We start from the raw sequence: 24,317 nt of genomic DNA, 5'->3' as shown, positions 1-24,317 counted from the left end.
AATCATTATGTTATGTCCATGTGAAAGCCAACACAGCTATGAGATGTGTTGTGAGCCAATACACCAAGATTTTTCCATCGCCACTCAACCCGAGCAGATAATGCGAGCCCGTTACAGTGCACACGTCCTAAAACTGGTAGATTTTGTGGTGGAAACCTACCACCCTAGCTGCCAAGCGGAACAGCAAAGGCAAGGAATCGCTGACTCGGTGCATTCAAACTGGGTAGCGTTGGAAGTACTAAACACCGAATACCAAGAGTCTCAAAACGAGGGCTATGTAACCTTCAGAGCACAATTTCTTGAACAAGACAAACTAATCACGTTAGCGGAACGTTCGCGATTTTTAAAAGAAAATGGCGCTTGGTACTACATTGACGGTACCTTTCCTGATTCGCTGCAAGACTCTGGAGTCGTTAAGGTCAACCGCAACGACGTATGCCCATGTCGAAGTGGCAAGAAGTACAAAAAGTGCTGTGGGAAATAGTGTTTAATGCGCAAAAAACAAAAAACCGACCTGAGTGGTCGGTTTTTTTATTATTGAGATAATCAACCGATATGGGTTTGATTACCCATGTATTTTTGCAAAACAGCTGGGATGCGAATTCGGCCATCTGCTTCTTGATTGTTTTCCAAGATAGCAACCATAGTGCGCCCTACTGCAAGACCAGAACCATTTAGTGTATGAAGCAATTCCGGCTTCTTTTCTCCTTTACGGCGAAAACGCGCTTGCATACGACGAGCTTGGAAATCACCCACGTTGGAGCAAGATGAAATTTCGCGGTAAGTTTCTTGCGCCGGAACCCAGACTTCCAAATCGTAAGTTTTAGTTGCACTAAAGCCCATATCACCAGTACACAGCACCACTTTGCGGTAAGGCAGCTCAAGAAGTTGCAGCACCTTTTCAGCATGACCGGTCAGGTCTTCTAGCGCTTGCATTGAATCTTCAGGTTTAACAATTTGTACCAACTCAACTTTGTCAAATTGGTGCATACGAATCAGACCACGCGTATCACGTCCGTAAGAACCGGCTTCAGAACGGAAACACGGAGTATGCGCCGTCATTTTGATTGGCAGATCCGCTTCGTCAGTAATCGTGTCACGCACCAAGTTAGTGAGTGGTACTTCCGCGGTAGGAATCAATGACAATTTACGCGGTTCTTCGTCGTTAACTTTTTCTGTCAATGGTTCAGTGTGGAACAAGTCCTCACCAAACTTCGGCAGTTGGCCAGTACCGTACAAGCTATCTGAATTAACCAAGTAAGGAACGTACATTTCGGTGTAGCCGTGCTCATCAGTATGCAAGTCCAACATGAACTGAGCGATAGCTCGGTGCAGACGAGCAAACTGGCCACGCATTACAATGAAACGCGCACCCGTAATTTTGGTCGCGCTCGCAAAATCAAGGCCATCACCAAGCTCGCCTAAGTCAACGTGATCTTTGACTTCAAAATCATAAGTTGCAGGCTGGCCCCAACGCGATACTTCGACGTTTTCGTTTTCGTCTTTGCCGTTTGGTACGTCGTCATGCGGCAAGTTAGGAACAGACAGTGTAATCGCTTCTAACTGCTTTTGAATCTCAACCAATTCCGCTTTTTTGGCATCCAAATCAGCACCTAATGTACCAATTTGCTTTTTAATTTCTTCGGCACCAGCTTTGTCACCGGCCGCCATTTTTTGACCGATTTGCTTCGAAATGGAGTTGCGACTGGACTGTAAATTTTCAACTTCTACTTGGATGGACTTACGCAGTTCTTCCAGTTTAGCTATGGCCTCCACGTCAAGCGTAAAGCCGCGACGTGCCAATTTAGCTGCTGTTTCATGCAGCTCTGTGCGAAGTAATTTAGAATCCAGCATTGTTAATCCTATGCTTCCATTAAATGATTTCAAAAGGTGTTGTGTTCAAACGACAGAGCGAACTAAACATTCTGTTGTTCGCGTGAGCAGCTGATAAGTCAAATCAGGTAGCTCTATGGTGAACCGGACAAAGATAACGAAAAGACACTAGTTTTCATAGCGCTTTTGAGGGCTTTTTGCGTCTAAATCTGCCAAATAGGTTAACTTCTCACTAATCTTGCTCTCAAGCCCCCGATTTACAGGCTGATAGTAACGCTGATCCTTCAATTCTTCCGGGAAATAATTCTCTCCCGCCGCATAAGCACTAGCTTCATTGTGAGCATATCGATACTCGTCTCCATAGCCCATTTCTTTCATCAACTTAGTCGGTGCATTGCGTAGATGAGGTGGAACCTCGTAGTCGGGATACTCTTTCGCATCTCTTAACGCTTGCTTCCAGGCACTGTAAACTGCGTTACTTTTCGGTGCGCATGCAAGGTAGACAATGGCTTGTGCAATGGCTCGCTCTCCTTCGGCAGGCCCAACACGGTTAAAACAGTCCCAAGCTGCCAGCGCAACTTGCATGGCTCTGGGATCGGCGTTACCAATATCTTCCGAAGCGATCGCCAACAATCGGCGGGCAATATAAAGTGGATCACAGCCGGCGGTAATCATGCGTGCGCTCCAATACAGAGCAGCATCGGGATTTGAACCACGAATTGATTTGTGTACCGCGGATATCAAGTCGTACCAAAGGTCGCCCTTGTTATCAAACCTTGCCGCTTTTTCCCCTGCCACATCGGCTAGCAGCTTTAGCGTAATTTTCGCCGGACCAGAACCGTCATCTTCTGCCAAATCGTACAAAAGCTCTAGATAATTAAGAGCCATTCGAGCATCACCACCAACACGCTGAATTAACTGTTCTTGAACACCCTCATCAAACTCGACCTGCTGATTTCCCAAACCACGCGATTTGTCTTCCATCGCTTGCTCAATGACCTGCTGAATATCTTGCGCTGTCAATGATGTTAATTTGTATACCCGTGCACGTGAAAGTAAGGCGTTGTTCAGTTCAAAAGAAGGGTTCTCTGTGGTAGCGCCGATGAAGACAACCGTTCCGTCTTCTATGTGTGGCAAAAACGCATCTTGTTGCGACTTATTGAACCTGTGTACTTCGTCAACAAACAAAATTGTGCGTTTACCAACTTGTTGGTTTTCTTTGGCCTGCTCAATTGCAGCTCTGATCTCTTTTACACCGGAGGTTACCGCAGAGACTCGTTCCACTTCAGCATCGGAATGAAACGCAGCCACTTCGGCTAATGTAGTCTTGCCTGTACCGGGCGGCCCCCAAAGAATCATAGAGTGGATTTGAGCTGCCTCTAACGCACGTCGAAGCGGTTTACCCTCTCCCAAGATATGTAATTGGCCAATGTATTCCTCGACATTTCTTGGGCGCATTCTCGCGGCAAGAGGTCGAAAATCTTCCCCGGAAGAGAAATCAAATGCCATTGGCTTCATTAGTTTGCCCTTTGATCATCAACGTCCACACCTTCGGGAATGTCAAAGGTAAACAGTTTGTTGTTAGGCGCGGTTAACTGCGATTGACTAAAATCGTAACGACTGATTTGTCCGTCTTGCTCGGTCACTTGAAGGCTGGTAATTTCACCCCTGTCTGTGATCGTCAATGAATATTGTTGAGTGTTAGACTCAACATCTGTTGGTAGTAGAACAAAGGTATTGTCTTGTTGACGCACTTGATAGCGCAACCAGTCTGACTCTTGGTTTCGAGTTAGTAGAACAAATGGCGTTTGCTCAACCGCCTGCTGGGCAGAGTACAAAGACACTTGCTCCAAAAACGGGTGGTAATACCACAAAGTACTACCATCAGAAATTAGGGTGTTTTCTTCCGGCTCAACCGCTGACCAACGAAAACGATTAGGTCGCAACACGTCCAGAGTCCCGGAGCCTTCCATCACCAAATCACCATCCGCATCTGTCACGGTTTGTTGGAAGTTTGCGCTAAAGCCTTTGTGAAGGCTCAATCTTTCGACGAGTTCATTCTGTGGGGTGGCAAAAACGGTCGTTGATAACAGACCAGACATCAAACCAAGCCAGACTTTTGTTCTCATTATTTTCTCCGTACTACTTTGTTGGTTAGTAACCGCGTTAACCTAATTAGTTCCCACAACAATGCTTAAATTTCTTGCCGCTCTCACATGGACAAGAATCATTACGACCCACTTTTTTAAACGGGTTGACGCTATTAGATTGGTGACCTTGAACAAATTCGTCGGCCGCAAACGCCAACTCATTTGCCATTAGATCGAGTTTGTCTCGGTAGTCCTGCAAACAAGGAACTGGTTCAACACCTTGCTCTTGTAACATTGCCTGTGTTTGCGCTTCATCTTGCGCCAGCATCATGGTCATCAACCAAGCTTGTAACATTCTGGCCGTACCGTCATTGAGAGCTTTATCTTGCCATTGTGTTGATATCTGCTGCCAGTTATCAAGAAAACCTTCGGCGAACTCGGCTAAATCGGAAGGTTCTACCAACAAACTTTCCAGTGAATATTGCTGACCTTTTATGTATGAATATTGCTTTTGTAACTGTTCGGTTACCCGCTGAGTGACTCCAGTATCTATGTCCCCAAATAGCGGAGTTATCCAAGATTCGGGAACTGTGGGCTCTGTTGCCAGGTTGGCAGCGAACAACACCCCTTCCAGATAAAAAGACGACTGCTCTAACGACAGTTCAGATGGTGAAATTACGTTATACGACATGCGAGTTCCTCAGTACTGAACTGCAAATTATACGCGACTCTCGCCAAGATGCTCGAACTACCTTTGCTGTTATCAGTGACAATTGGCTTGCCACACTCTAAAATCAGCGACCCTATATTGCTCTACCCCAGTTAGGATTTGTATGAGAGTTGTTTTAGGTCCAATGGAAGGTGTTTTGGACCACCTGATGCGTGACATTTTGACGCAAATTAATGACTATGATTTTTGCGTCACCGAGTTTGTCCGCGTTGTCGATCAAAAGCTGCCAGAGCACGTGTTCAAAAGATTGTGCCCGGAGCTAGATAATGGTTCTACAACTCCTTCTGGCGTCCCAGTCAAACTGCAACTTTTAGGACAAGACCCTAACTGGATGGCTGAAAACGCCGTTTATGCAGCCGAGTTGGGTGCTCATGGCATTGACATCAACTTCGGTTGTCCTGCAAAAACCGTGAATAAAAATAAAGGTGGCGCCGCCTTACTCCAATACCCAGAGCAAGTTCATAAGGTAGTAAAAGCGGTAAGAGATGCCGTTCCAAACGAAATCCCGGTTAGTGCCAAAATAAGACTGGGTTGGGATAACCCTAATGATTGTTTTGAGATAATCAGTGCGATTGAATCCGCCAAAGCCGATGAAGTGACCGTTCACGGTCGAACCAAAACTGGTGGTTACAAAGCATCAGAAATCAAATGGGAGTACATTGGCGAAATAGTGAAAAATACCGCCATACCGGTTATCGCCAACGGTGAGATTTGGAATTACGAAGACGGGCAACGCTGCATCGCCACTACAGGTACCGAATCATTGATGGTGTGCCGCGGCGCATTCAATGTTCCTAATTTAGGCAACGTGGTTAAACACAACGAACAAGCAATGCCATGGCTAGATGTTGTGCAACTCATGATTCGTTATTCTGACTACGAAATTAAAGGCGACAAGGGCCTCTACTACCCGAACCGAATCAAGCAATGGTTGGCCTATTTGAGACAACATTACAGCCAAGCAGGGGATTTGTTCCGAGATATTCGTACCCATAACAAAGCTGCGCCGATCGTCGAGTACCTGATTGACTATCAAGAACAGCTAAAAAACCGTGCTATTTAGGTCATACAGAACAACAAAAAATGCCCAGCATCCGCTGGGCATTTTTATCTGTGCCATAACGATTTAGTTGAGCAGTAAGCTGTCGTCAGCCAACTCCTCGCCACGCACTTTAGAAAACATCTCTAACAAGTCAGGCACTTGCATATTGGCTCGTTGCTCTCCAGAAACATCGAGAACAATTTCCCCTTGGTGCAACATCACGGTTCGGTCTCCGCAATCCAGCGCATCCTTCATCGAGTGCGTCACCATCATTACAGTAAGGTTGAACTCATGAATGACTTTCTTTGTTAAATCAATTACGAAGGCTGCCATACGGGGATCTAATGCGGCGGTATGTTCATCTAGCAACAAGAGTTTACTGTCAGAAAGCGTTGCCATCACCAAGCTCACCGCTTGGCGTTGACCACCGGATAACAAACCAATACTGTCACCCAACCTGTCTTCCAAACCAAGCCCAAGAATACTGATGCGCTCTTGGAATAGCTTACGGCGTTTGCTGGATAACGATAAAGACCAACCGCGTTTTTTGCCACGCATGTAAGCAATCGCCATGTTCTCTTCGATGGTCAATTCGCCACAGGTTCCTGCAAGCGGGTCTTGGAATACTCTGGCACATTGATTGGCACGTTGGTCCACCGTTTGTTTGGTGACATCCAAGTTGTCGATGACTACTCGGCCACCCACCATTGGTGTTTCGCCCGTCACAGCGCCCAACAGGGTAGACTTACCAGCGCCGTTTGAGCCAATAACGGTCAAAAATTGGTGTTCGGGCACTTCCAAAGAAACACCTCGCAACGCCTTGTTTTCTAGAATGGTGCCCGGGTTAAAAGTCACCTGAATATTGTCTAATTGAATCATTGTTACTTCTCCAGCTTATCGAACGGTTCTTTTTTAAGGGAACCGGCCATTAAGCTTTTTTAGCTTTCAGGTTACTTTTCAATTTTGGAGCAATAAGCGCTATTGCAACCAAAACCGCGGTGACTAGGTTGAGGTCTGATGCTTGTAAGCCAAACATTCCTGTACTCAGTGCAAATGCCACTGCCAAGCGGTACAAAATTGAACCGACAATCACGGCGACCACTGCAACCCAGATTTTTCGACCCGGGATTAGCGTTTGGCCCAGAATAACCGCCGCCAAACCGACTACTATGGTACCCACGCCTGATGTGACGTCTGCAAAACTGTTCGTTTGAGCAAAAAGTGCACCCGCAAAGCCAACAAATCCGTTAGACAGCGCAAGACCAAAATAGGTATAGAAAGCTGTACTTCCGCCTTGAGCTCTAACCATGCGAGCATTGACACCCGTCGCACGCAAGCTTAAGCCAAAATCACTATTAAGTAGGCGGACAATAAACCAAGAAGATAACAGGACAAGAATCCCAACCACGAGTGGTCGGATATACATGGCATCGCCCATGGCTTCAAATGGGGTCAAAATAGTATCTTCTCCCAACAATGCCATGTTAGGGCGACCCATAATGCGGATGTTGATTGAAAACGCCGCGATCATGGTAAGGATTGAAGCTAAAAGATGCAAAATACCACATTTAACTGCTAAGAAGGCGGTGACCCATCCCGTCGCCGCTCCTGCTAAAATAGCCATAAAAGTGGCTACCCAAGGGTCAATACCGGCAACAATGGCTGTTGCGGCAACTGCAGCGCCCATAGGGAAGCTGCCATCGACACTTAAGTCAGGGAAATCAAGAATTCGAAACGTAAGATATACGCCGAGGGCTACCAGTCCATAAATCAGACCAATTTCTAATGCGCCAAAAAAGGCAAAAGCAGACATAACAACTCCCTTTCTGCTTAAAAGTTACCGTATAGCGGTAAGCTAGTGCCAGCCAAACCCTTGGCTGGCATTCTTTTTCTTATTTAACGTCTGTCGCGCGATCAAGCACAGACTTAGGAAGTGTTACACCAACTTTCGATGCTGCTGATGGATTAACCACCAAGTCAGAACCTGTTGCTACCTTCACGTCTAGGTCACCTGGGTTAGCGCCTTCCAAAATAGCCGCTACATAGTCTGCTGTTTGAACACCAACTTGATAGTAATCAAAACCTAAGCTCGCCACCGCGCCTTTCTCAACGTAAGACGTTGCACCACCAAAGACAGGGGTCTTCGCTTGATTCGCAGCAACGATCATACCTTCAATCGCACTTGCAACCGTGTTATCAGTTGGGGCGTATAGTACGTCTGATTTAGCCGCAATTGCTTGAGTCGCCGATTGAACATCAGCACTTTTCAGAGCCGTACCTTCAACCACTTCGATACCATGCTTATCCGCAGCTTCTTTCAACAAGTTAACTAGAGTTACCGCGTTTGCTTCACCTGGGTTAAACACCACACCAATCGATTTTACATTTGGCAGAATTTCTTTGATGAGCTCAACGTGTTGAGTAACAGGAGAAAGATCTGAAAGTCCAGTCACGTATTTTCCTGGCTTTTCTAATTGGCTAACCAGTTTTGCACCTACTGGATCTGTAACTGCAGTAAAGACGACCGGAATCCCTTTGCCTTTTGCAGAAGACACAAGAGCCTGTGCAGTCGGTGTTGCAATTCCTACTAACACATCTGGGTTTTCACCAACAAATTGACGAGCAATTTGCGCCGCAATCGCAGGGTTGCCTTGTGCTGTTTTGTAATCGAAGTCTAGATTTTTACCCTGCTCATAGCCCTTGGCCTTTAATCCATCTAAAAGACCTTGGCGCGTTGCATCCAATGCGGGGTGTTCAACGATTTGTGACACTGCGACAGTAGCAGTTTTTGCCATGATGCTTGCTGAAGATAGCATTGCTGCACCAGCGATAACGGCGGTCGCTAGAACTTTTGCTGCTTTCATCTGAACTCCTTGATTTAAGCAATATTGGTTAGTTGTATGATGTTGTGTTTATCTTTTTTATATTACTGAGCACACTATGTACACAGACACTCATTAATACCAATATCTGCTCGCAAAGGGAAGCAGGTTTTAACACTAGAGTAACAAAAGGTGACCTTGGAGGAATCAGCCAATTTGGGAGCTTTTTAAGCGGAAAGCGTTGCGTTTATAACCAAATTGCGTGGGGTTATTTTTCTAGCACAAAATTCTCGTACCTGTACTTTATAACCTTGCTCCTGAAGATACATAGACTTATCTAAAATCAACCAAAGCTCGAGTAAGCGACGAAATAAGGATTGTTGTAGGTTCAGCTTGTCAAACAACACCAACGAGTCTTTTCCTTGCTTGAGTAAATGGGCTTCGTCAAACTTGTCGATTGAATAGTTTTTTTGGGTTGCCGCCCAAGATACAAAATGACTAAATCCCTTTTTTAATTCAGATTTTCTAATACTCGGTATCGCAACCACCTCAGTAGCTAAACCTTGCTGCTTAAGTAAGGCTTGAAATGCAAAGCGATAAGTCATCTCGACTGCACGGTCTCTCGCCACTCGATTGCCGCCAGTGACTAACTCTGTTAGAGGAATCCGTAATTCTGTCTTACTCAATTTGATATCAAAACGCTTACCTGTGTGAGAAAGGGGCTGGTAATTATCGTCTTGAGTTAAGTGATAGCAACAAGGTGCAACGGATAATTGACGAACTGCTTTACTCGGCGCTTGTTTGAGTAATGTTTGATGAAGGTCTCCGCATGCATGGAGTGCGACAACATGTGGCGAAGGAGTTCGTGATAGGAGCTCACTGGTGTCTTCAAGCAACACGTCAACGTGGTGAAAATGAATATCCAACTCATGCTGTTTGGCAAAAGACTGGCCGCATTCACACAAAGGCTTTTGGTACTCAACGCTCTCGACTGGCGTTTGAGTTTCCATCGCTAGAACTCGGCCTAAAAATCCTTTTCCTGCACACCACTCTACCCAGCGCTGACTGTCGGTGTCATTATCAATCGATTCAACAAATCTTCGAATTTGCTCAAGCTTCCTTCCTGGAATTCCCTCAAGCTCTCGAGAATAGTGGTGTTCAGAACCGCGCTCATTTTTTTCAACTTGCGCTAGCAATGTTTGAATAGTGATAAATTCAGGAAAAGCGTTGACCACATCGTCGATGAATCGCGGCCAATCTCTGAGATAGAGCTCAGATTGATATTGAGAAAGGTTGAGTAACCAATGACTTAATGGATGAGAAAACTGCTGTTCGAATCCAGTCGTTTGGCAAAGGTGGTAGGGACTAATGCGCCACAGATCAGAGTATTGAGTTAGAACCTGCGTGACTTCGCGAAAATACTGATTAGTGACTAACAAAATGACCACCCGTACGAAACTGAGGTGGCCATTGTAATGCGCTATTTTTTACACGCAAGGTATCGAGTTAGTTAGCGAATTGGTAACTCAATGTCCTTAAACATGTCATCGATTTCCGCGTTTGATTTCAATGAGATCGCCTGCTCCACAACTGGACGAGTCAAATGAGGTGCAAATCGCTCCATGAAGTCATACATATAACTACGCAAGAAGGTACCTCGGCGGAAACCGATGCTCGTGGTACTTGAACCAAAAATGTGGCTCGCATCAATGGCCACCAAATCGGTGTCATTGAGCTTGTCTACTGCCATGCTGGCTATCACACCCACACCGATACCCATTCTCACGTATGTTTTAATCACATCTGCATCGGTTGCGGTAAAGACAACCTTAGGTGTGAGCCCTTCCTTATCGAATGCGGTATCCAGCTCAGAGCGGCCAGTAAAACCAAAAACATAAGTGACAAGTGGGAAGCTCGCCAAATCTTGCAGTGAGATATGAGATTTTTGCGCCAGTGGGTGATCTTTAGGAACAACGATAGAGCGGTTCCAATGGTAACAAGGCAACATGATGGCATCTTGATAAAGATGAAGTGCTTCGGTCGCAATGGCAAAATTGGCTGTGCCTTTGGCAATGGCTTCAGACATTTGGCTTGGTGTACCTTGGTGCATGTGAAGTGACACTTTAGGGTATCGAGAAGTAAATCCTTTGATTACATCTGGAAGTGCGTAACGCGCTTGCGTATGCGTAGTCGAGATATTTAGCGTTCCCATTTCCGGGTGCGTGTGTTCTCCAGCAACCGCTTTGATACTTTCAACACGTGACAATATCTCTTGCGAAATGCGAATAATATCTTCACCAGCAGAAGTTACTTGAGTGAGATGTTTACCACTTCGCTCAAATATTTGAATACCAAGCTCATCTTCCAACAGCCGAACTTGTTTACTAATACCAGGTTGCGAAGTATACAAGCTTTCGGCAGTAGCCGAGACATTCAAATTGTGGTTAACCACTTCCACAATATATCTGAGCTGTTGGAGTTTCATTCTAACCCTCGGTGTGTTCAAGCGAATCACGCAAAGCAAAATTGCATGCATAGTTTATAATGTTTAGTTATAACGCTAAATACCTTGAAATAACAGTTTTATTCCATAAAAGTGTCGAATCAAAGTTAGCAAACTATAAAACCGAGAGTAATTTGCAACCAATCGCTCAGTTCGAAGTCAATTAAGAGAGTTTTGGTTAATATTCAACTATCAATTAGTGTTAGCATGTAAATATATGTGTAATTTACAAAGCTCCAGCTAAGCAATCGAGTAGAAAACGGACGTTATGAATATTGGGTTAATTATCGCACTTGTTGTCGTTATGCTGATCTTGGTGTTGGGTTACAACATCATGCTGCAATACAAAGTCAAATCGGATTCGGTTCGCAAGCAAGAGAGTGCTCGCTATGTTGCCATTATCGATGCAACGGAAGAGTTAATTGGTCATGCACACAATCTGCCCTACAGTAAAGACTTACTCCTTTGTTTAAACAATCGCATATTAGACTCTCTCAACAATATGCTAGAGCTCGATCCTAAGAACAGACACCTAGCTCAACGCGTTGAGTCGGTCAAACAACAAGTTAAACAACTCGAAGATGGCCAAGTCGATTCTGACGTAAGTAAGTTCAAAGTTCCTGCCAATGACAAACAAGCGATCATGATGCTCAAGCTGGCGAAACGGCTGCGAGACACGATAAGAACTGAGCACAACAAAGGCCGTTTCGATACCCAGGCGTATGTAGCTGAAAATGCACGTTTAGAAAGCATCCAAATGCGAATCAACATTGAAAACGTCATTAAGCGCTCGAATGATGCTATTGCTAGAGGTCAACTAGGCACCGCCGTGCAGTTGCTGCGCAAGGGCATTGATGCCTTAAGCACCAAAAATGACCCTTACTCGCAACAAGCGAAAGAGAAGCTACAAACTATGTACGACGAGCTTGAACAAAAACGCATCGACCGTAATGCTGAAGAACTGCACCAAGTGGAAGATAAAGATCGTAAAGACGATATGGAAGCGCTCTTCGGCGAGAAGAAAAAGTGGTAGAATAGCCCTAATGCTGGAATTAACAGAGGCCGCAAACGCGGCCTCAATTTTTTGTGTGTAACCATGATTGAACTGACTAAGTACCAAGACCTACTCGAACCAATTAACGGTTTTTTACACTGTAGTACCCCGCAAGCTTGGCTTGATGAGGCAAAAAAACCAAAAAACCTCCCGGTGGTTCTTACTGATCATTTATTGTGTGAACTGAAAGCCGCGCAAAGCGCTCTGTTTTTGATCAGACGTTACGCCGTAGATAAAGACAGTGCCACCACGCTTACCGAGTGGATAAAACCGTATGAGGAGTTTGCATATAAGCAAAAAGGTAGCTTGGCAACGCTCAAAGGAAAAAGCCAATTCAGTAAATCGATTCAGGCGAAAAACCAACAGGTTTATAGCCAAGATTTGATAGACAAAATGGTGCTGCTTATCAAAGAGGAACTTCATCACTTTTATCAAGTTCTTGAAATACTCGATCAAAAACAGATTGCTTATAAGCCGGTATCAGCAAGTCGATACGCGAAAGGAATGATAAGTAACATGGCGACCTATGAACCGCAAACTCTAGTCGATAAGCTGATCATCGGTGCATATATCGAAGCTCGCTCCTGCGAACGTTTTGCAAAACTCGCCCCTTACATGGAAGACGGTATAGGTCGATTTTATATCTCGTTACTGCGCTCAGAAGCTAGACACTATCAAGATTATCTGACGCTTGCACAAAGTATTAGTCCGAGCGACATTTCAGACAGGGTTCAGTATTTTGGTGAGATAGAAGCTAAGTTGATTTCAGAGCCAGATACTGATTTTAAGTTCCATAGTGGTCTGCCCGTATAAACAAAAAAACCAGCAAACGCTGGTTTTTTTATACTACTTATACCCGAGTGACTTCAAGATACAGGATTCAGAGCTACATATTCTGGTTCAGTGCAAGCCTCTCTACCTAAAGAACAGGAACGCAGTGGAATGACGAGTCCTTTCAATGTTCTTTGACGAAGGAATGAGACAGAATATGAGCTCCCTAGGGCGAGTTTAACTGACTTTCATACTGTGTTATCGATTCTCGATGTAGAATGACTATAGCTTCCAATCGATGCCTTGTCTGAAGGTCAGTTAACTCTCGCTGAAACTAGCATCTCGAGGTTACTCGGGTATAACAACTACGACAAGGAGGTATTGATCTCTTTTAGTACTTGAGACGGATTGGCAGCTTGTGTGATAGGCCTACCAATCACTAAGTAATCTGAGCCAGCACTGATTGCGTCTACAGGCGTCATAATACGCTTTTGGTCACCCACTGCAGCACCGGCAGGACGAATACCCGGCGTAACCAGTTTAAATTCTTGACCAAGCTTACTTTTAATAAGGCTAGATTCTTGCGCCGAACAAACAATACCATCAAGGCCTGAGTTTTTGGTTAGAGTAGCTAGTCTCATAACTTGCTCTTGAGGTTCGACATCTAGGCCAATCCCACGCATGTCAGCTTGCTCCATACTGGTGAGAATGGTGACACCAATAAGTAGTGGTCTATCGTTGCCATAAGGCTCAAGAATGTCGCGAGATGCGGTCATCATCTTTTCACCACCACTGGCGTGAACGTTGACCATCCAGACTCCTAGCTCGGCAGCAGCGCGAACGGCTTTTGAACAAGTGTTTGGAATATCGTGAAATTTTAAATCCAAAAATACGGAGAAGCCTCTTTGATGGAGTGCTTTAACAAAGTCAGGCCCAAAGAAGGTAAACATTTCTTTGCCGACTTTTAGTCGACAACTTGCCGGATCAATTTTATCTACAAAAGATAACGCATCGTCTTGTTTGTCATAATCAAGGGCAACAATTACTTTAGGATCTAGCATTTTTTCTCCTTACATAAAACAAGCTGGTGAAAATCACCAGCTTGAAAAACTATTCGCCATCGAGGCCACGAATTGGCTTGATCGTACCCCATCCTTTACACGATGGGCAATGCCAATAAAGTGAATGGGTAGAAAATCCGCAATTTCGACATCGATAATGAGGTTTGACCTTGAGCTGCTCACCTACCAGCTTTTGTAACGTTGCCAAACTCGCCTTGGCCCGACCTTCTTCAGCATCAGCAAGGTGATAATCCATCAAGCGATAAAAACCTTTCATCGTCGGGTTTTTCACCAACTGACGAGTCAGTAGCTCCTGTGCAGAACTTACACCTTCATGCTGAGCCACTAATTGGGCCAGCATGAGCTCAGCCGATACGCCTGCTTTTTTAACGATGCATTCTCTTAAGATACCAAGCAGCTCATCTTCTCTGCCCAGTTGATGATAACACTCAGCTAGTGGTTGAAGGACTTCGCTGGCAAAGTCGATATCTTGGTCGATAACCTGCGATAGGTAATCGACCGTAGTTTCGTAATCCTCTTGGTGCATGTAAAGTTTACCGAGCGCAATACTGGCCCGAACACACCTTGGATCTTCTTTTAATGCCCGTTTGTAACTCGTAATCGCCTTAGCATCATCCCCATCGAGCTCTTCTTGATGTGCTATTTCACACCAAAAATGCGCAATCGGGCCAATCATTTTTTTACGTCCCTGCTTTAATAAAATGGACGCGTAATGTATCGCTTTTTGCCATTCGCGTGTTTGTTGGTAAATACTAACTAACTGAGTGACTGCAGCATCTTGGTGATCGGGCTCTTCTACCAGTTGCTCAAATATTTTCTCAGCTCGATCTAAAAAGCCTGAGACCATATAGTCTTTTGCTAACTGCTGTAAGGCGATATTTTTTTGGTCTATGGTCAAGCCAGTTCGCGAAATCAAGTTTTGGTGAATGCGAATTGCCCTGTCCACTTCTCCTCTGGAACGGAACAAGTTACCTAACGCTAAATGGGTATCAATGGTCTCGTTATCGACCTGAAGAAGCTCAATAAAGTGATCAACCGCTTTGTCAGATTGATCCGACAATAACAAGTTAAGACCCGTCACGTATTGACGAGATATTTGGTGAGATTGTTTCTGCTTTTCCTGCTGCGCATTTCTGTGCCCCATATACCAGCCGTAAGCAGCGGCGATGGGTAGCAGCAGGAAGAGAATTTCTAGCATTCTAGATTAGTACCTTATCAGTCTTTTTACTTGTTTTCTGCTGGCAAAGTAGAACGAGCTTTGGTGAGTTGTTTATTAAGCTTGCGAACCTGCATTTTGGACCGCAAGTGCAAGCTACCAAATATCAGCCAAGAAACAGCGAAACCAGTAACAAATACACTTCCGAGTAAGGTCGATAAGTGAAACTGTCCTTGAGCAATAAGATAGTTAAACTGAACAACTTCCTGATTTTGCGCACCTAGGGCAAGGGCAACCAAAAACAAAGCCAATACAATAACAATTTTGATCACTCTCATGGGTGGTCATCTCCAATTACTTGGTAGCCTACGATTATGCAGGATTTCATGCAGTTGCACCATGACAATATAGACAGGGCGATGAAAATTTAACGTCAACTACAGATCTTATAGACCACCAGTTTGAGCATCGTTAAGTGAGCAGAAAGCTCATATTGAACTTGTCGGTCAATTCTCCCGGAGTAATGGTAGTAATTTATAGAAGTCGAGCAGTCGACTCTCAAAGACAAAAAAACGGCATACCTAAGTATGCCGTTTCTTAAAATTCTAATCACATTCCAGCGTTAACACGCTCTCGTAGCTCTTTGCCTGGCTTGAAATGGGGTACAAACTTACCGTCAAGTTCAACCTTCTCACCAGTTTTAGGGTTGCGACCTACGCGCGGCTCGCGATAGTGCAATGAGAAGCTACCAAAACCGCGGATTTCAATGCGATCACCACGTTCCAATGTGTTGGCCATGTGCTCTAAGATATCTTTAACAGCGTCTTCCACTTCTTTCGCAGAAAGATGTGTCTGCTCAGAACACAAACGCTCAATCAATTCTGACTTAGTCATATTGTTCCTCTTGAACTATTTTCAATTGATTATAGACAGTAATACTTGTTTCAACAAACACTTGGCTCTATTTTAGTTCCAATTCCATCACACTGCCTAATGTAATGTGAACATTTTTTAGTCATTGAAGCAAAATAACGCTTATCTTGCTTCTAAAAAACAAAAAGGAGCCACATGGGCTCCTTTATTCGCTTAAAGGGAATTACTCACCTTTAGCTGCTTTGAACGCGTCTGCCATAGCATTACCGAACGAGCCTTCATCTTGCTTGTTCAGTGAAGCCATTGCTTCTTGCTCTTCCGCTTCATCTTTAGCTTTGATAGATAGGTTGATTACGCGGTTCTTACGGTCAACACCAGTAAACTTCGCTTCAACGCTGTCACCAACACTTAGGATTAGAGAAGCATCTTCAACGCGGTCACGTGCGATTTCAGAAACGCGGATGTAACCTTCTACGCCTTCGATAAGCTCAACAGTTGCGCCTTTAGCGTCAACAGCTGTAACAGTACCGTTAACTAGAGCACCTTTCTTGTTGTCTGCAACGTAAGCATTGAATGGGTCATTTTCCATTTGCTTAACACCTAGAGAAATACGCTCACGCTCTGCGTCTACTGCTAGAACTACTGCAGAAATTTCGTCGCCTTTCTTGAATTCACGTACTGCTTCTTCACCTGGAACGTTCCAAGAGATGTCAGATAGGTGAACTAGGCCGTCGATACCACCGTCAAGACCGATGAATATACCGAAGTCAGTGATAGACTTGATCTTACCAGTAACTTTGTCGCCTTTAGCTTGCGCTTCAGCAAATGATTGCCACGGGTTAGCTTTACACTGTTTTAGACCTAATGAAATACGACGACGCTCTTCGTCGATCTCAAGAACCATAACCTCAACTTCGTCGCCAACATTAACAACTTTAGATGGGTGGATGTTCTTGTTAGTCCAGTCCATTTCAGAAACGTGTACTAGACCTTCAACGCCTTCTTCGATTTCAACGAAGCAGCCGTAGTCAGTTAGGTTAGTAACACGACCAGAAAGCTTGTGACCTTCTGGGTAACGCTTAGCGATTGCTACCCATGGATCTTCGCCTAGCTGCTTAAGACCTAGTGAAACGCGAGTACGCTCACGGTCGAACTTAAGAACTTTAACAAGGATCTCGTCACCAACGTTTACGATCTCAGATGGGTGCTTAACACGCTTCCAAGCCATGTCAGTGATGTGTAGTAGGCCGTCTACGCCGCCTAGGTCTACGAACGCACCGTAGTCAGTTAGGTTCTTAACGATACCCTTAACTTCGCTGCCTTCTTGCAGAGTTTCTAGTAGCTCTTCACGCTCTACGCTGTTTTCAGATTCGATAACTGCACGACGAGAAACAACAACGTTGTTGCGCTTCTGATCTAGCTTGATTACTTTGAACTCTAGCTCTTTGTTTTCTAGGTGAGCCGTGTCGCGAATTGGGCGAACGTCTACTAGAGAACCAGGAAGGAAAGCACGGATACCGTTTAGTTCAACAGTGAAACCACCTTTAACTTTACCGTTGATGATACCAACAACAGTTTCAGCTTCTTCGTAAGCCTTCTCAAGAACGATCCAAGCTTCGTGACGCTTAGCTTTCTCACGAGAAAGTTGAGTCTCACCGAAACCATCTTCAACAGCGTCAAGAGCTACGTCTACTTCAGAACCAACTTCAACTTCAAGTTCGCCAGCAGCGTTCTTGAACTGTTCAGCAGGGATAGCAGACTCAGACTTAAGGCCAGCATCTACAAGTACAAAGCCGTTTTCGATAGCGACTACAGTACCTTTAACGATAGTGCCTTGTTGGAATTCGGTCTCGTTCAGAAACTCTTCAAAGAGTTGAGCAAAAGATTCAGTCATTTAATTAATCTTCAATAATATAAACGTCCACGGGTATCCTACCGCGTGGGGTTATTAACTTCATCGGTCATCATCCATGCGACCAACGTTCCTTACAAGCCGCCTAGGCCACTTGTTTAGATTCAATATAGTGTAACGCCTTTTCTACCACTTGCTCGATCGACATTTCCGTTGAGTCAAGTACCAGCGCATCGTCTGCTGGTTTCAATGGCGCGACAGCACGATTTCGATCTTTGTGATCACGCTGCTGTATTTCGCTCAAAAGGTCGTCAAATTTAACACTTAGGCCCTTGCCTTTCAACTGGTTCATGCGTCTAAGCGCTCTTTCTTCAGCGCTGGCGTCCAAGAAGATTTTTACATTGGCTTCTGGGAAAACAACCGTACCCATATCACGCCCATCAGCAACTAATCCAGGATCTGCTGCAAAGGCTCTTTGACGGCGAAGCAACGCTTCCCTAACACGTGGAAATGCCGCGACTTTTGACGCTGCCATTCCCGTCTGTTCTTTTCTTAGTTCATGTGAGACATCCTCACCTTCCAAGAAAACTTTAACCAGTTCGCCTTCAGGGACAAACTGTACGTCTAGATGCGTCGCCATCGGTACCAATGCTTCTTCCGAATCCAAGTCGATACCATGGTGCATAGCCGCTAACGCAAGAACGCGGTATATAGCACCAGAATCCAATAAATTGAATCCAAGTTTCTTTGAAAGCAGCATACAAAGTGTACCTTTGCCCGCGCCACTAGGACCGTCAACGGTAATTACTTTGCTTTCCAGAGTCATACTCGTGCTCCATTTGCTCAGCTGCTTAACTAACAGCAATAAAAAACGCCGGAATTATATAGTGATATGCAAAAGATCTCCACCAAGGTATGGGAAAAACATCAAGACCAGTATCATCGGATTGAGTTCGGTATAAAAACCTCGTTTATCTTTCCAATAAACGTAAAAAGAGATAACACTTGGTTATCTCTGTTATATCTTTTTGTTTTTATTTGTACAGTCAGAGCAAAATACGTGAAGCATTTTTCTCCACCGTCGCTGGCCCAATACCCGGAACATTTTGAAGCTGCTCGGCTGATTCGAACGGGCCAAACTCATTTCGATAATCGACAATAGCTTGAGCCTTTTTCGCCCCCACACCCTTAAGTAAATCGGCAAGTTCTTCCGCAGGTGCTTGATTGATATTTACTGTAATCTCAATCCCTGCATGTTGTTTGTCTGTGTTACTTTGGTCAGCGAGCACCGTTGCTTGAAAACCAAATAGTGCAACAACCAATAACCAAAACATCCAAATTCGACTTTTCTGCCGTACATCTGGCCAATGACGTAGACCCATAGTGTTCTCCCTTAAGTTAACCAATTGAAGTGCATAACATCATTCAATTACTTAACCCGCCAAAGAAGCAGCTTCAAAAAAACAAACGGACCGCATTTGCGGTCCGTTATAACTTAGATATCAATTACAGATTACTGAGAAACCGGTTGCGAAATGTAGTTCTCTATCTCATACGTTGTTTCTAGGATATCCACTAGCCCAGTAATACTTACTTGGCCTGCTTGTGACGAGATCTGCTGACTAAGTTGATCGGTAAACTCGGCACCTGCGGTTTGAGTAACATTCAGTAGCTCGACAATTTGTACATCGCCATTTAAAGCCACAGTTTGCGCAAACTCGCTACCTTCATTTGGCTTAGGCATAGCAAATACGGCTTCAGATAACTGTTGGCCACGACTAAGTGTTTCAGGCTCACCAAAACTCAATCCGTATTCAGCAAGCAAGCTCTCATCACCAGCTTGCAACCTTTCGACAACTTCGATCGCGATATCTTCAGCTTGTTGCGCACCACGAACTTTCGCCAGAGACTGTTTTGCCTGCTCACTAACTTCTTCAAACGGCAATACAGTTTGCTCACGCCAATCTTCAACACGAACCACAACCACTTGCTCTGGTGCCGTTTCAATGGCGGATGAGTTTAAGCCGTCTTCTTTCACTTCAGGAGATTCAAGTGCACGAATAACTTCTGGGTGACTCAGTGCACTTGGCAGTGCATCGATGGCGACAAAATCGGTAGTCACTGATGCTACACCCACCGCTTGCGAAGCATCATCAAGCGAATCTGGGAATTCAAACGCTACGGTTTCAAGGTCATTCAGCAACTCATAGAAACGCTCCACCGCCTTGTCGCTGGTCAACTGCTCTGTGATTTCCGCTTCAACCGCATCAAATGGTTTTGCAACGCCTGGGTTTAGGGCATCAAGCTTGATAATATGCAAACCGAAATCGCTTTTTACTATGTCAGAAATTTCGCCTACTTCACTCAGAGCAAACGCAGCTTCTTCAAACGCAGGATCCATAACATCGCGCTCAATTGCACCAAGTGAACCGCCACTGTCTGCGCTACCGACATCTTCAGAATTCTCTGCGGCCAGTTCAGCAAAGTCTGCACCGGAATTTAGTTGCGCCAATAGAGCTTCAGCTTGTTCACTATCTTGAAGCAAGATATGGCTCACTTCACGCTGTTCAGCCGTTGAGTAGCGAGCAAGATTTTCTTGGTAGTAGTTTTGTGCCTCTTCCGAACTCACTTCTACCTGATCGCGTAAAGTCTGAGCAGACAGCTCTAGATACCCTACTTTCACCTGTTCTGGGCGACTAAACTGAGCTGGATTATCTTGATAGTATTGTGAAATTTCGTCTTCAGACAACTCAACCTTGCTGGCGTACTCGTCAACAGACAAATTGATACGGCGTATTTCTCGCTGTTGCGTAAATAGCGCCATTTGCGTATCGATTTCATTACCCAAAGAGAAATCACTTGCTTGAACCGCTGCGATGAGCTGGTTCTTAACAAGATCGCGACGCATTAGCTCTGCAAAACCTTCTGGATTGAAGCCCGCACGACGCAAAGCAGCTTGATAGCGTTCTTGATCAAACTGGCCGTCAACCTGAAACTCTGGAATGGCAAGAATTTCTCGACGGATTTGAGCATCACTAACACGAAGCCCTAGCTCAGCAGCGTGTTGTTCCAACAAGGCGTCCGTAACCAGACGTTGAAGAACCGAACTGCGGAACGTTTCTACGTAATTAGGATCGGCTAAAAGCGTTGCAAAATAATCGCCAAGCTGAGCTTGCATACGGTTGCGTTCATTTTGATACGCTTGCTCAAACTCAGCACGGCCAATCTCGACATTGCCCACCTTAGCAGCGGTGTTTTGACCACCACCGACGATGTAACTGCCGACACCCGCAAACACAAAAGAAAGGATGATGAGTCCCAAGATGATTTTAACCACGAGGCTATTGGTGCCTTCGCGAATTCGATCCATCATAATCTAACTGCTCTCCGCAAATAAAAACCTTGCTCTACACACCCGTTTGTCTCACCACTTTCTAGATTGAAATACTTAGGAAGGACCGGGGTTGAGCGACTGCCAACTGTTATACAGCAATCTTGCGATAATATCAGAAAAAGAAATGCGCATCAGTACGATGCGCATATTTTAAAGATTTGAAAACCTTTTTGAGACTAGAACAGCCTCTAGAATTAGTTACACGCGTCTTTAAGCGCTTTACCTGCTTTGAAAGAAGGTACTTTAGCTTCAGCGATTTGGATTTCTTCACCCGTTTTTGGGTTACGGCCAGTACGTGCTGCGCGAGTGCGAACACTAAATGTGCCGAAGCCAACAAGAGCAACTTGGTCGCCAGACTGAAGAGTGTCAGATACTGCTTCGATAAGAGCGTCAAGAGCACGGCCCGCAGATGCTTTTGATAGGTCTGCACTTGATGCGATTTTTTCTACTAATTGTGTTTTGTTCACTGTGATTCCCCTTTGCGCCACCAAATAAGTAATTATTGTTCCGGTAGCTTTCGTTCCATTCATTTCACTTTGTAAGCACGAGCCTTTGTACAGCAAGGCTTGAAGCTACACTGGGTAAACTTAGCGCTCAAAAAAAACGCTGACAAGCCCTTTTTGAACCTATCAGCGTACTCTTTTACTTATTTTTGCTGCACATCACTATTTTACAGGCTCGAAATCCACTCCTTCCGGATTTCTTTCTAGTGCAACCTTCAGCACTTCGTCAATCCATTGAACCGGAATGACTTTAAGATCGGCAATGACATTATCCGGAATTTCTTCTAGATCGCGTTCATTGTCTTTCGGTATCAACACAGTTTTGATGCCACCACGATGCGCTGCGAGAAGTTTTTCTTTAAGACCACCGATTGGAAGCACTTCCCCTCTTAGTGTGATCTCACCTGTCATAGCAACATCACCGCGTACTGGGTTGCCCGTCAAGCTCGATACCAACGCGGTACACATACCGATACCAGCACTTGGACCATCTTTAGGAGTTGCACCCTCAGGTACGTGCACGTGAATATCACGCTTTTCGTAGAAGTCTGTGTTGATTCCAAGCTTGTCTGCGCGACTGCGAACTACTGTCATTGCCGCTTGAATCGACTCTTGCATTACATCGCCGAGCGAACCAGTTTGAGTTAGCTTGCCCTTACCAACCATGGACTGAGTTTCGATAGTCAATAAATCCCCACCTACTTCAGTCCAAGCCAAACCAACCACTTGGCCGACGCGGTTGTCGTCTTCTGCTTTACCATAATCGAATTTCTGAACACCCAAGTATTCTTTTAAGTTCTCTTGAGTGACAGTCACCGACTTCAATTCGCTGTCTAGCAAAATATTCTTCACTGCTTTGCGACAGATTTTTGAAATCTCACGCTCTAGACTACGTACACCAGCTTCGCGTGTGTAGTAGCGAATGATGCCTAAAATCGCTGAATCTTCGATTTCAATTTCATTCTTTTTCAAGCCATTACGTTCAATCTGCTTGCTAACTAAGTGACGCTTAGCAATATTCAGCTTTTCATCTTCGGTGTAACCAGAAAGACGAATCACTTCCATACGGTCAAGCAAAGGCCCAGGAATGTTCATCGAGTTCGACGTCGCGACAAACATAACATCAGACAAATCGTAGTCTACTTCAAGGTAGTGGTCATTAAACGCGTTGTTTTGCTCTGGATCTAAAACCTCAAGCAACGCTGATGACGGGTCACCACGCATATCAGAGGCCATCTTGTCGATTTCGTCCAACAAGAACAGTGGGTTTTTGACGCCAACTTTGGACATTTTCTGAATCAGCTTACCCGGCATGGAACCGATGTAAGTTCTGCGGTGGCCGCGGATTTCCGCTTCATCACGAACGCCACCTAATGCCATACGCGTATACTTACGGCCTGTTGCCGCGGCAATAGAACGTCCAAGAGAAGTTTTACCAACACCTGGAGGACCTACTAGGCATAAGATTGGACCTTTCAACTTGTTAATACGGTTTTGAACCGCCAAGTATTCAAGAATGCGTTCTTTGACTCTTTCTAGCCCGTAATGGTCTTCGTTAAGTACAGTTTCTGCTTTTGCTAGATCTTTCTTAACTTTGGAGCGTTTTGCCCATGGTACACCGATCATCCAATCAATGTACCCGCGAACCACAGTTGCTTCCGCTGACATCGGCGACATCATCTTCAACTTTTGCAGCTCTTGCTCGGTTTTTTCACGAGCTTCTTTAGGCATTTTTGATTCTTCAATCTTTTTCTGCAGAGCTTCAAATTCGTCTGGTGCGTCGTCCATCTCGCCGAGTTCTTTTTGGATGGCTTTCATTTGCTCATTCAAATAGTACTCGCGCTGCGACTTCTCCATTTGCTTCTTAACGCGTCCACGGATGCGCTTTTCTACTTGCAGCAAATCTATTTCAGATTCCATTTGCCCCATCAAAAACTCCAAACGTTCGGTAACGTCTAGTGTTTCTAATACTACTTGTTTGTCTTCAAGTTTTAGCGGCATGTGAGCTGCGATGGTATCTGCTAGGCGCGCTGCTTCGTCAATCCCATTCAAAGAAGTCAGTACTTCTGGCGGGATCTTCTTATTAAGCTTGATAAAGCCTTCGAACTGGTTGATAGCACTGCGTACCACCACTTCCTGCTCTTTTTCATCCAGCTCAGGAGTCAGCTCAAAGCTAGCGTCCGCGATAAAAAACTCTTCATCGGTAAATTTGTGGATCTTGGCACGCTGCAGGCCTTCAACCAATACTTTGACGGTACCATCAGGTAGCTTTAATAGCTGAAGGATAGTTGCCACAGTACCGACACTAAATAAATCTTCTTTAGACGGTTCATCTGTTTCGGCTTGTTTTTGCGCAACAAGTAAAACTTGCTTGTTATTGTCCATCGCTGCTTCTAGACACGCGATCGACTTCTCTCTGCCAACAAACAATGGAATAACCATGTGCGGGTATACAACCACGTCTCGCAACGGCAAAACGGGGATCTCGATACGTTCGGAACGTTCCAAGTTCATATTATTCTCTCTTCCGCTTTCTTCTTTATGGAAATTATATGGGGGCTAATTATTTGGATTCAATGAAAGAATAAAAAAAAGGAGGTAATGATTTACCT

At 44.9% G+C, this 24,317-nt stretch carries 23 protein-coding genes; 4 read left to right on the top strand and 19 right to left on the bottom strand.

Annotated features, from left to right (window positions below):
* Position 1 precedes the first annotated feature (1 nt).
* Complete coding sequence (locus tag ACXAFJ_RS04115; protein ID WP_475324054.1) at positions 2-484, top strand: YchJ family metal-binding protein; 483 nt, start codon at positions 2-4, stop codon at positions 482-484.
* 62 nt (positions 485-546) lie between these two features.
* Here the strand turns inward: ACXAFJ_RS04115 and serS are convergent, their stop codons facing one another.
* From serS to ACXAFJ_RS04095, 4 genes are all read right to left on the bottom strand, one after another.
* Positions 547-1,854, bottom strand: a complete 1,308-nt coding sequence (gene serS / locus ACXAFJ_RS04110) for a serine--tRNA ligase (protein ID WP_475321612.1) — start codon at positions 1,852-1,854, stop codon at positions 547-549.
* A 147-nt stretch (positions 1,855-2,001) separates the two neighbouring features.
* The gene (locus ACXAFJ_RS04105; RefSeq protein WP_475321610.1) at positions 2,002-3,351 is read right to left on the bottom strand and encodes a replication-associated recombination protein A; all 1,350 of its coding nucleotides are present in this window, start codon (positions 3,349-3,351) and stop codon (positions 2,002-2,004) included.
* Positions 3,351-3,962 carry an outer membrane lipoprotein periplasmic chaperone LolA gene (lolA, locus tag ACXAFJ_RS04100; protein ID WP_475321608.1) on the bottom strand — a complete coding sequence of 204 codons (612 nt, stop codon included), beginning with the start codon at positions 3,960-3,962 and terminating at the stop codon, positions 3,351-3,353. The genes ACXAFJ_RS04105 and lolA overlap by 1 nt, the downstream gene beginning before the upstream one ends.
* A gap of 46 nt (positions 3,963-4,008) precedes the next feature.
* Positions 4,009-4,614, bottom strand: a complete 606-nt coding sequence (locus ACXAFJ_RS04095; protein ID WP_475321607.1) for a YecA family protein — start codon at positions 4,612-4,614, stop codon at positions 4,009-4,011.
* A 142-nt stretch (positions 4,615-4,756) separates the two neighbouring features.
* On the opposite strand from ACXAFJ_RS04095, the gene dusC reads away from it, so the two are divergent.
* Positions 4,757-5,716 carry a tRNA dihydrouridine(16) synthase DusC gene (dusC, locus tag ACXAFJ_RS04090; protein WP_475321605.1) on the top strand — a complete coding sequence of 320 codons (960 nt, stop codon included), beginning with the start codon at positions 4,757-4,759 and terminating at the stop codon, positions 5,714-5,716.
* A 63-nt stretch (positions 5,717-5,779) separates the two neighbouring features.
* On the opposite strand, the gene ACXAFJ_RS04085 is transcribed toward dusC, so the two are convergent.
* From ACXAFJ_RS04085 to cysB, 5 genes are all read right to left on the bottom strand, one after another.
* Positions 5,780-6,574 (bottom strand): ABC transporter ATP-binding protein, encoded by a 795-nt coding sequence (locus ACXAFJ_RS04085; protein ID WP_475321603.1) that lies wholly within the window; start codon positions 6,572-6,574, stop codon positions 5,780-5,782.
* Positions 6,575-6,623: 49 nt separating this feature from the next.
* Entirely contained in the window at positions 6,624-7,508 is an 885-nt protein-coding gene (locus ACXAFJ_RS04080; RefSeq protein ID WP_475321602.1) for an ABC transporter permease, read from the bottom strand.
* Between the two features lie 79 nt (positions 7,509-7,587).
* Complete coding sequence (locus ACXAFJ_RS04075) at positions 7,588-8,559, bottom strand: ABC transporter substrate-binding protein (protein ID WP_475321600.1); 972 nt, start codon at positions 8,557-8,559, stop codon at positions 7,588-7,590.
* Between the two features lie 185 nt (positions 8,560-8,744).
* Entirely contained in the window at positions 8,745-9,956 is a 1,212-nt protein-coding gene (locus ACXAFJ_RS04070) for a methyltransferase (RefSeq protein ID WP_475321599.1), read from the bottom strand.
* A gap of 71 nt (positions 9,957-10,027) precedes the next feature.
* A complete protein-coding gene (gene cysB, locus ACXAFJ_RS04065) occupies positions 10,028-11,002 on the bottom strand; it encodes an HTH-type transcriptional regulator CysB (protein WP_475321597.1) in 975 nt (324 codons plus the stop codon).
* Between the two features lie 286 nt (positions 11,003-11,288).
* On the opposite strand from cysB, the gene ACXAFJ_RS04060 reads away from it, so the two are divergent.
* Both ACXAFJ_RS04060 and miaE read left to right on the top strand, forming a co-directional pair.
* Positions 11,289-12,053, top strand: coding sequence for a DNA repair protein (locus ACXAFJ_RS04060; protein WP_475321596.1), 765 nt, complete (start codon positions 11,289-11,291; stop codon positions 12,051-12,053).
* A 63-nt stretch (positions 12,054-12,116) separates the two neighbouring features.
* The gene (gene miaE, locus ACXAFJ_RS04055; RefSeq protein ID WP_475321595.1) at positions 12,117-12,887 is read left to right on the top strand and encodes a tRNA isopentenyl-2-thiomethyl-A-37 hydroxylase MiaE; all 771 of its coding nucleotides are present in this window, start codon (positions 12,117-12,119) and stop codon (positions 12,885-12,887) included.
* A 323-nt stretch (positions 12,888-13,210) separates the two neighbouring features.
* Here miaE and pyrF read toward each other — a convergent pair whose 3' ends face one another.
* From pyrF to lon, 10 genes are all read right to left on the bottom strand, one after another.
* Positions 13,211-13,906 carry an orotidine-5'-phosphate decarboxylase gene (gene pyrF, locus ACXAFJ_RS04050; RefSeq protein WP_475321594.1) on the bottom strand — a complete coding sequence of 232 codons (696 nt, stop codon included), beginning with the start codon at positions 13,904-13,906 and terminating at the stop codon, positions 13,211-13,213.
* 49 nt (positions 13,907-13,955) lie between these two features.
* A complete protein-coding gene (gene lapB, locus ACXAFJ_RS04045) occupies positions 13,956-15,125 on the bottom strand; it encodes a lipopolysaccharide assembly protein LapB (RefSeq protein ID WP_475321592.1) in 1,170 nt (389 codons plus the stop codon).
* Between the two features lie 26 nt (positions 15,126-15,151).
* Positions 15,152-15,421, bottom strand: coding sequence for a LapA family protein (locus tag ACXAFJ_RS04040; protein ID WP_475321591.1), 270 nt, complete (start codon positions 15,419-15,421; stop codon positions 15,152-15,154).
* Positions 15,422-15,692: 271 nt separating this feature from the next.
* Entirely contained in the window at positions 15,693-15,977 is a 285-nt protein-coding gene (gene ihfB / locus ACXAFJ_RS04035) for an integration host factor subunit beta (protein ID WP_475321590.1), read from the bottom strand.
* 202 nt (positions 15,978-16,179) lie between these two features.
* Positions 16,180-17,850, bottom strand: a complete 1,671-nt coding sequence (gene rpsA, locus ACXAFJ_RS04030; RefSeq protein WP_475321589.1) for a 30S ribosomal protein S1 — start codon at positions 17,848-17,850, stop codon at positions 16,180-16,182.
* 103 nt (positions 17,851-17,953) lie between these two features.
* A complete protein-coding gene (gene cmk / locus ACXAFJ_RS04025) occupies positions 17,954-18,634 on the bottom strand; it encodes a (d)CMP kinase (protein ID WP_475321587.1) in 681 nt (226 codons plus the stop codon).
* A 220-nt stretch (positions 18,635-18,854) separates the two neighbouring features.
* The gene (locus ACXAFJ_RS04020; RefSeq protein WP_475321586.1) at positions 18,855-19,190 is read right to left on the bottom strand and encodes a ComEA family DNA-binding protein; all 336 of its coding nucleotides are present in this window, start codon (positions 19,188-19,190) and stop codon (positions 18,855-18,857) included.
* A 131-nt stretch (positions 19,191-19,321) separates the two neighbouring features.
* Entirely contained in the window at positions 19,322-21,181 is a 1,860-nt protein-coding gene (gene ppiD / locus ACXAFJ_RS04015; RefSeq protein WP_475321584.1) for a peptidylprolyl isomerase, read from the bottom strand.
* 215 nt (positions 21,182-21,396) lie between these two features.
* Entirely contained in the window at positions 21,397-21,732 is a 336-nt protein-coding gene (locus tag ACXAFJ_RS04010; protein WP_475321583.1) for an HU family DNA-binding protein, read from the bottom strand.
* 135 nt (positions 21,733-21,867) lie between these two features.
* A complete protein-coding gene (lon, locus tag ACXAFJ_RS04005) occupies positions 21,868-24,219 on the bottom strand; it encodes an endopeptidase La (RefSeq protein ID WP_475321582.1) in 2,352 nt (783 codons plus the stop codon).
* Positions 24,220-24,317: the final 98 nt, after the last annotated feature.

This window comes from Vibrio sp. ABH4_348, from assembly GCF_056159765.1.
This window is presented reverse-complemented; position numbering and strand designations above follow the sequence as displayed.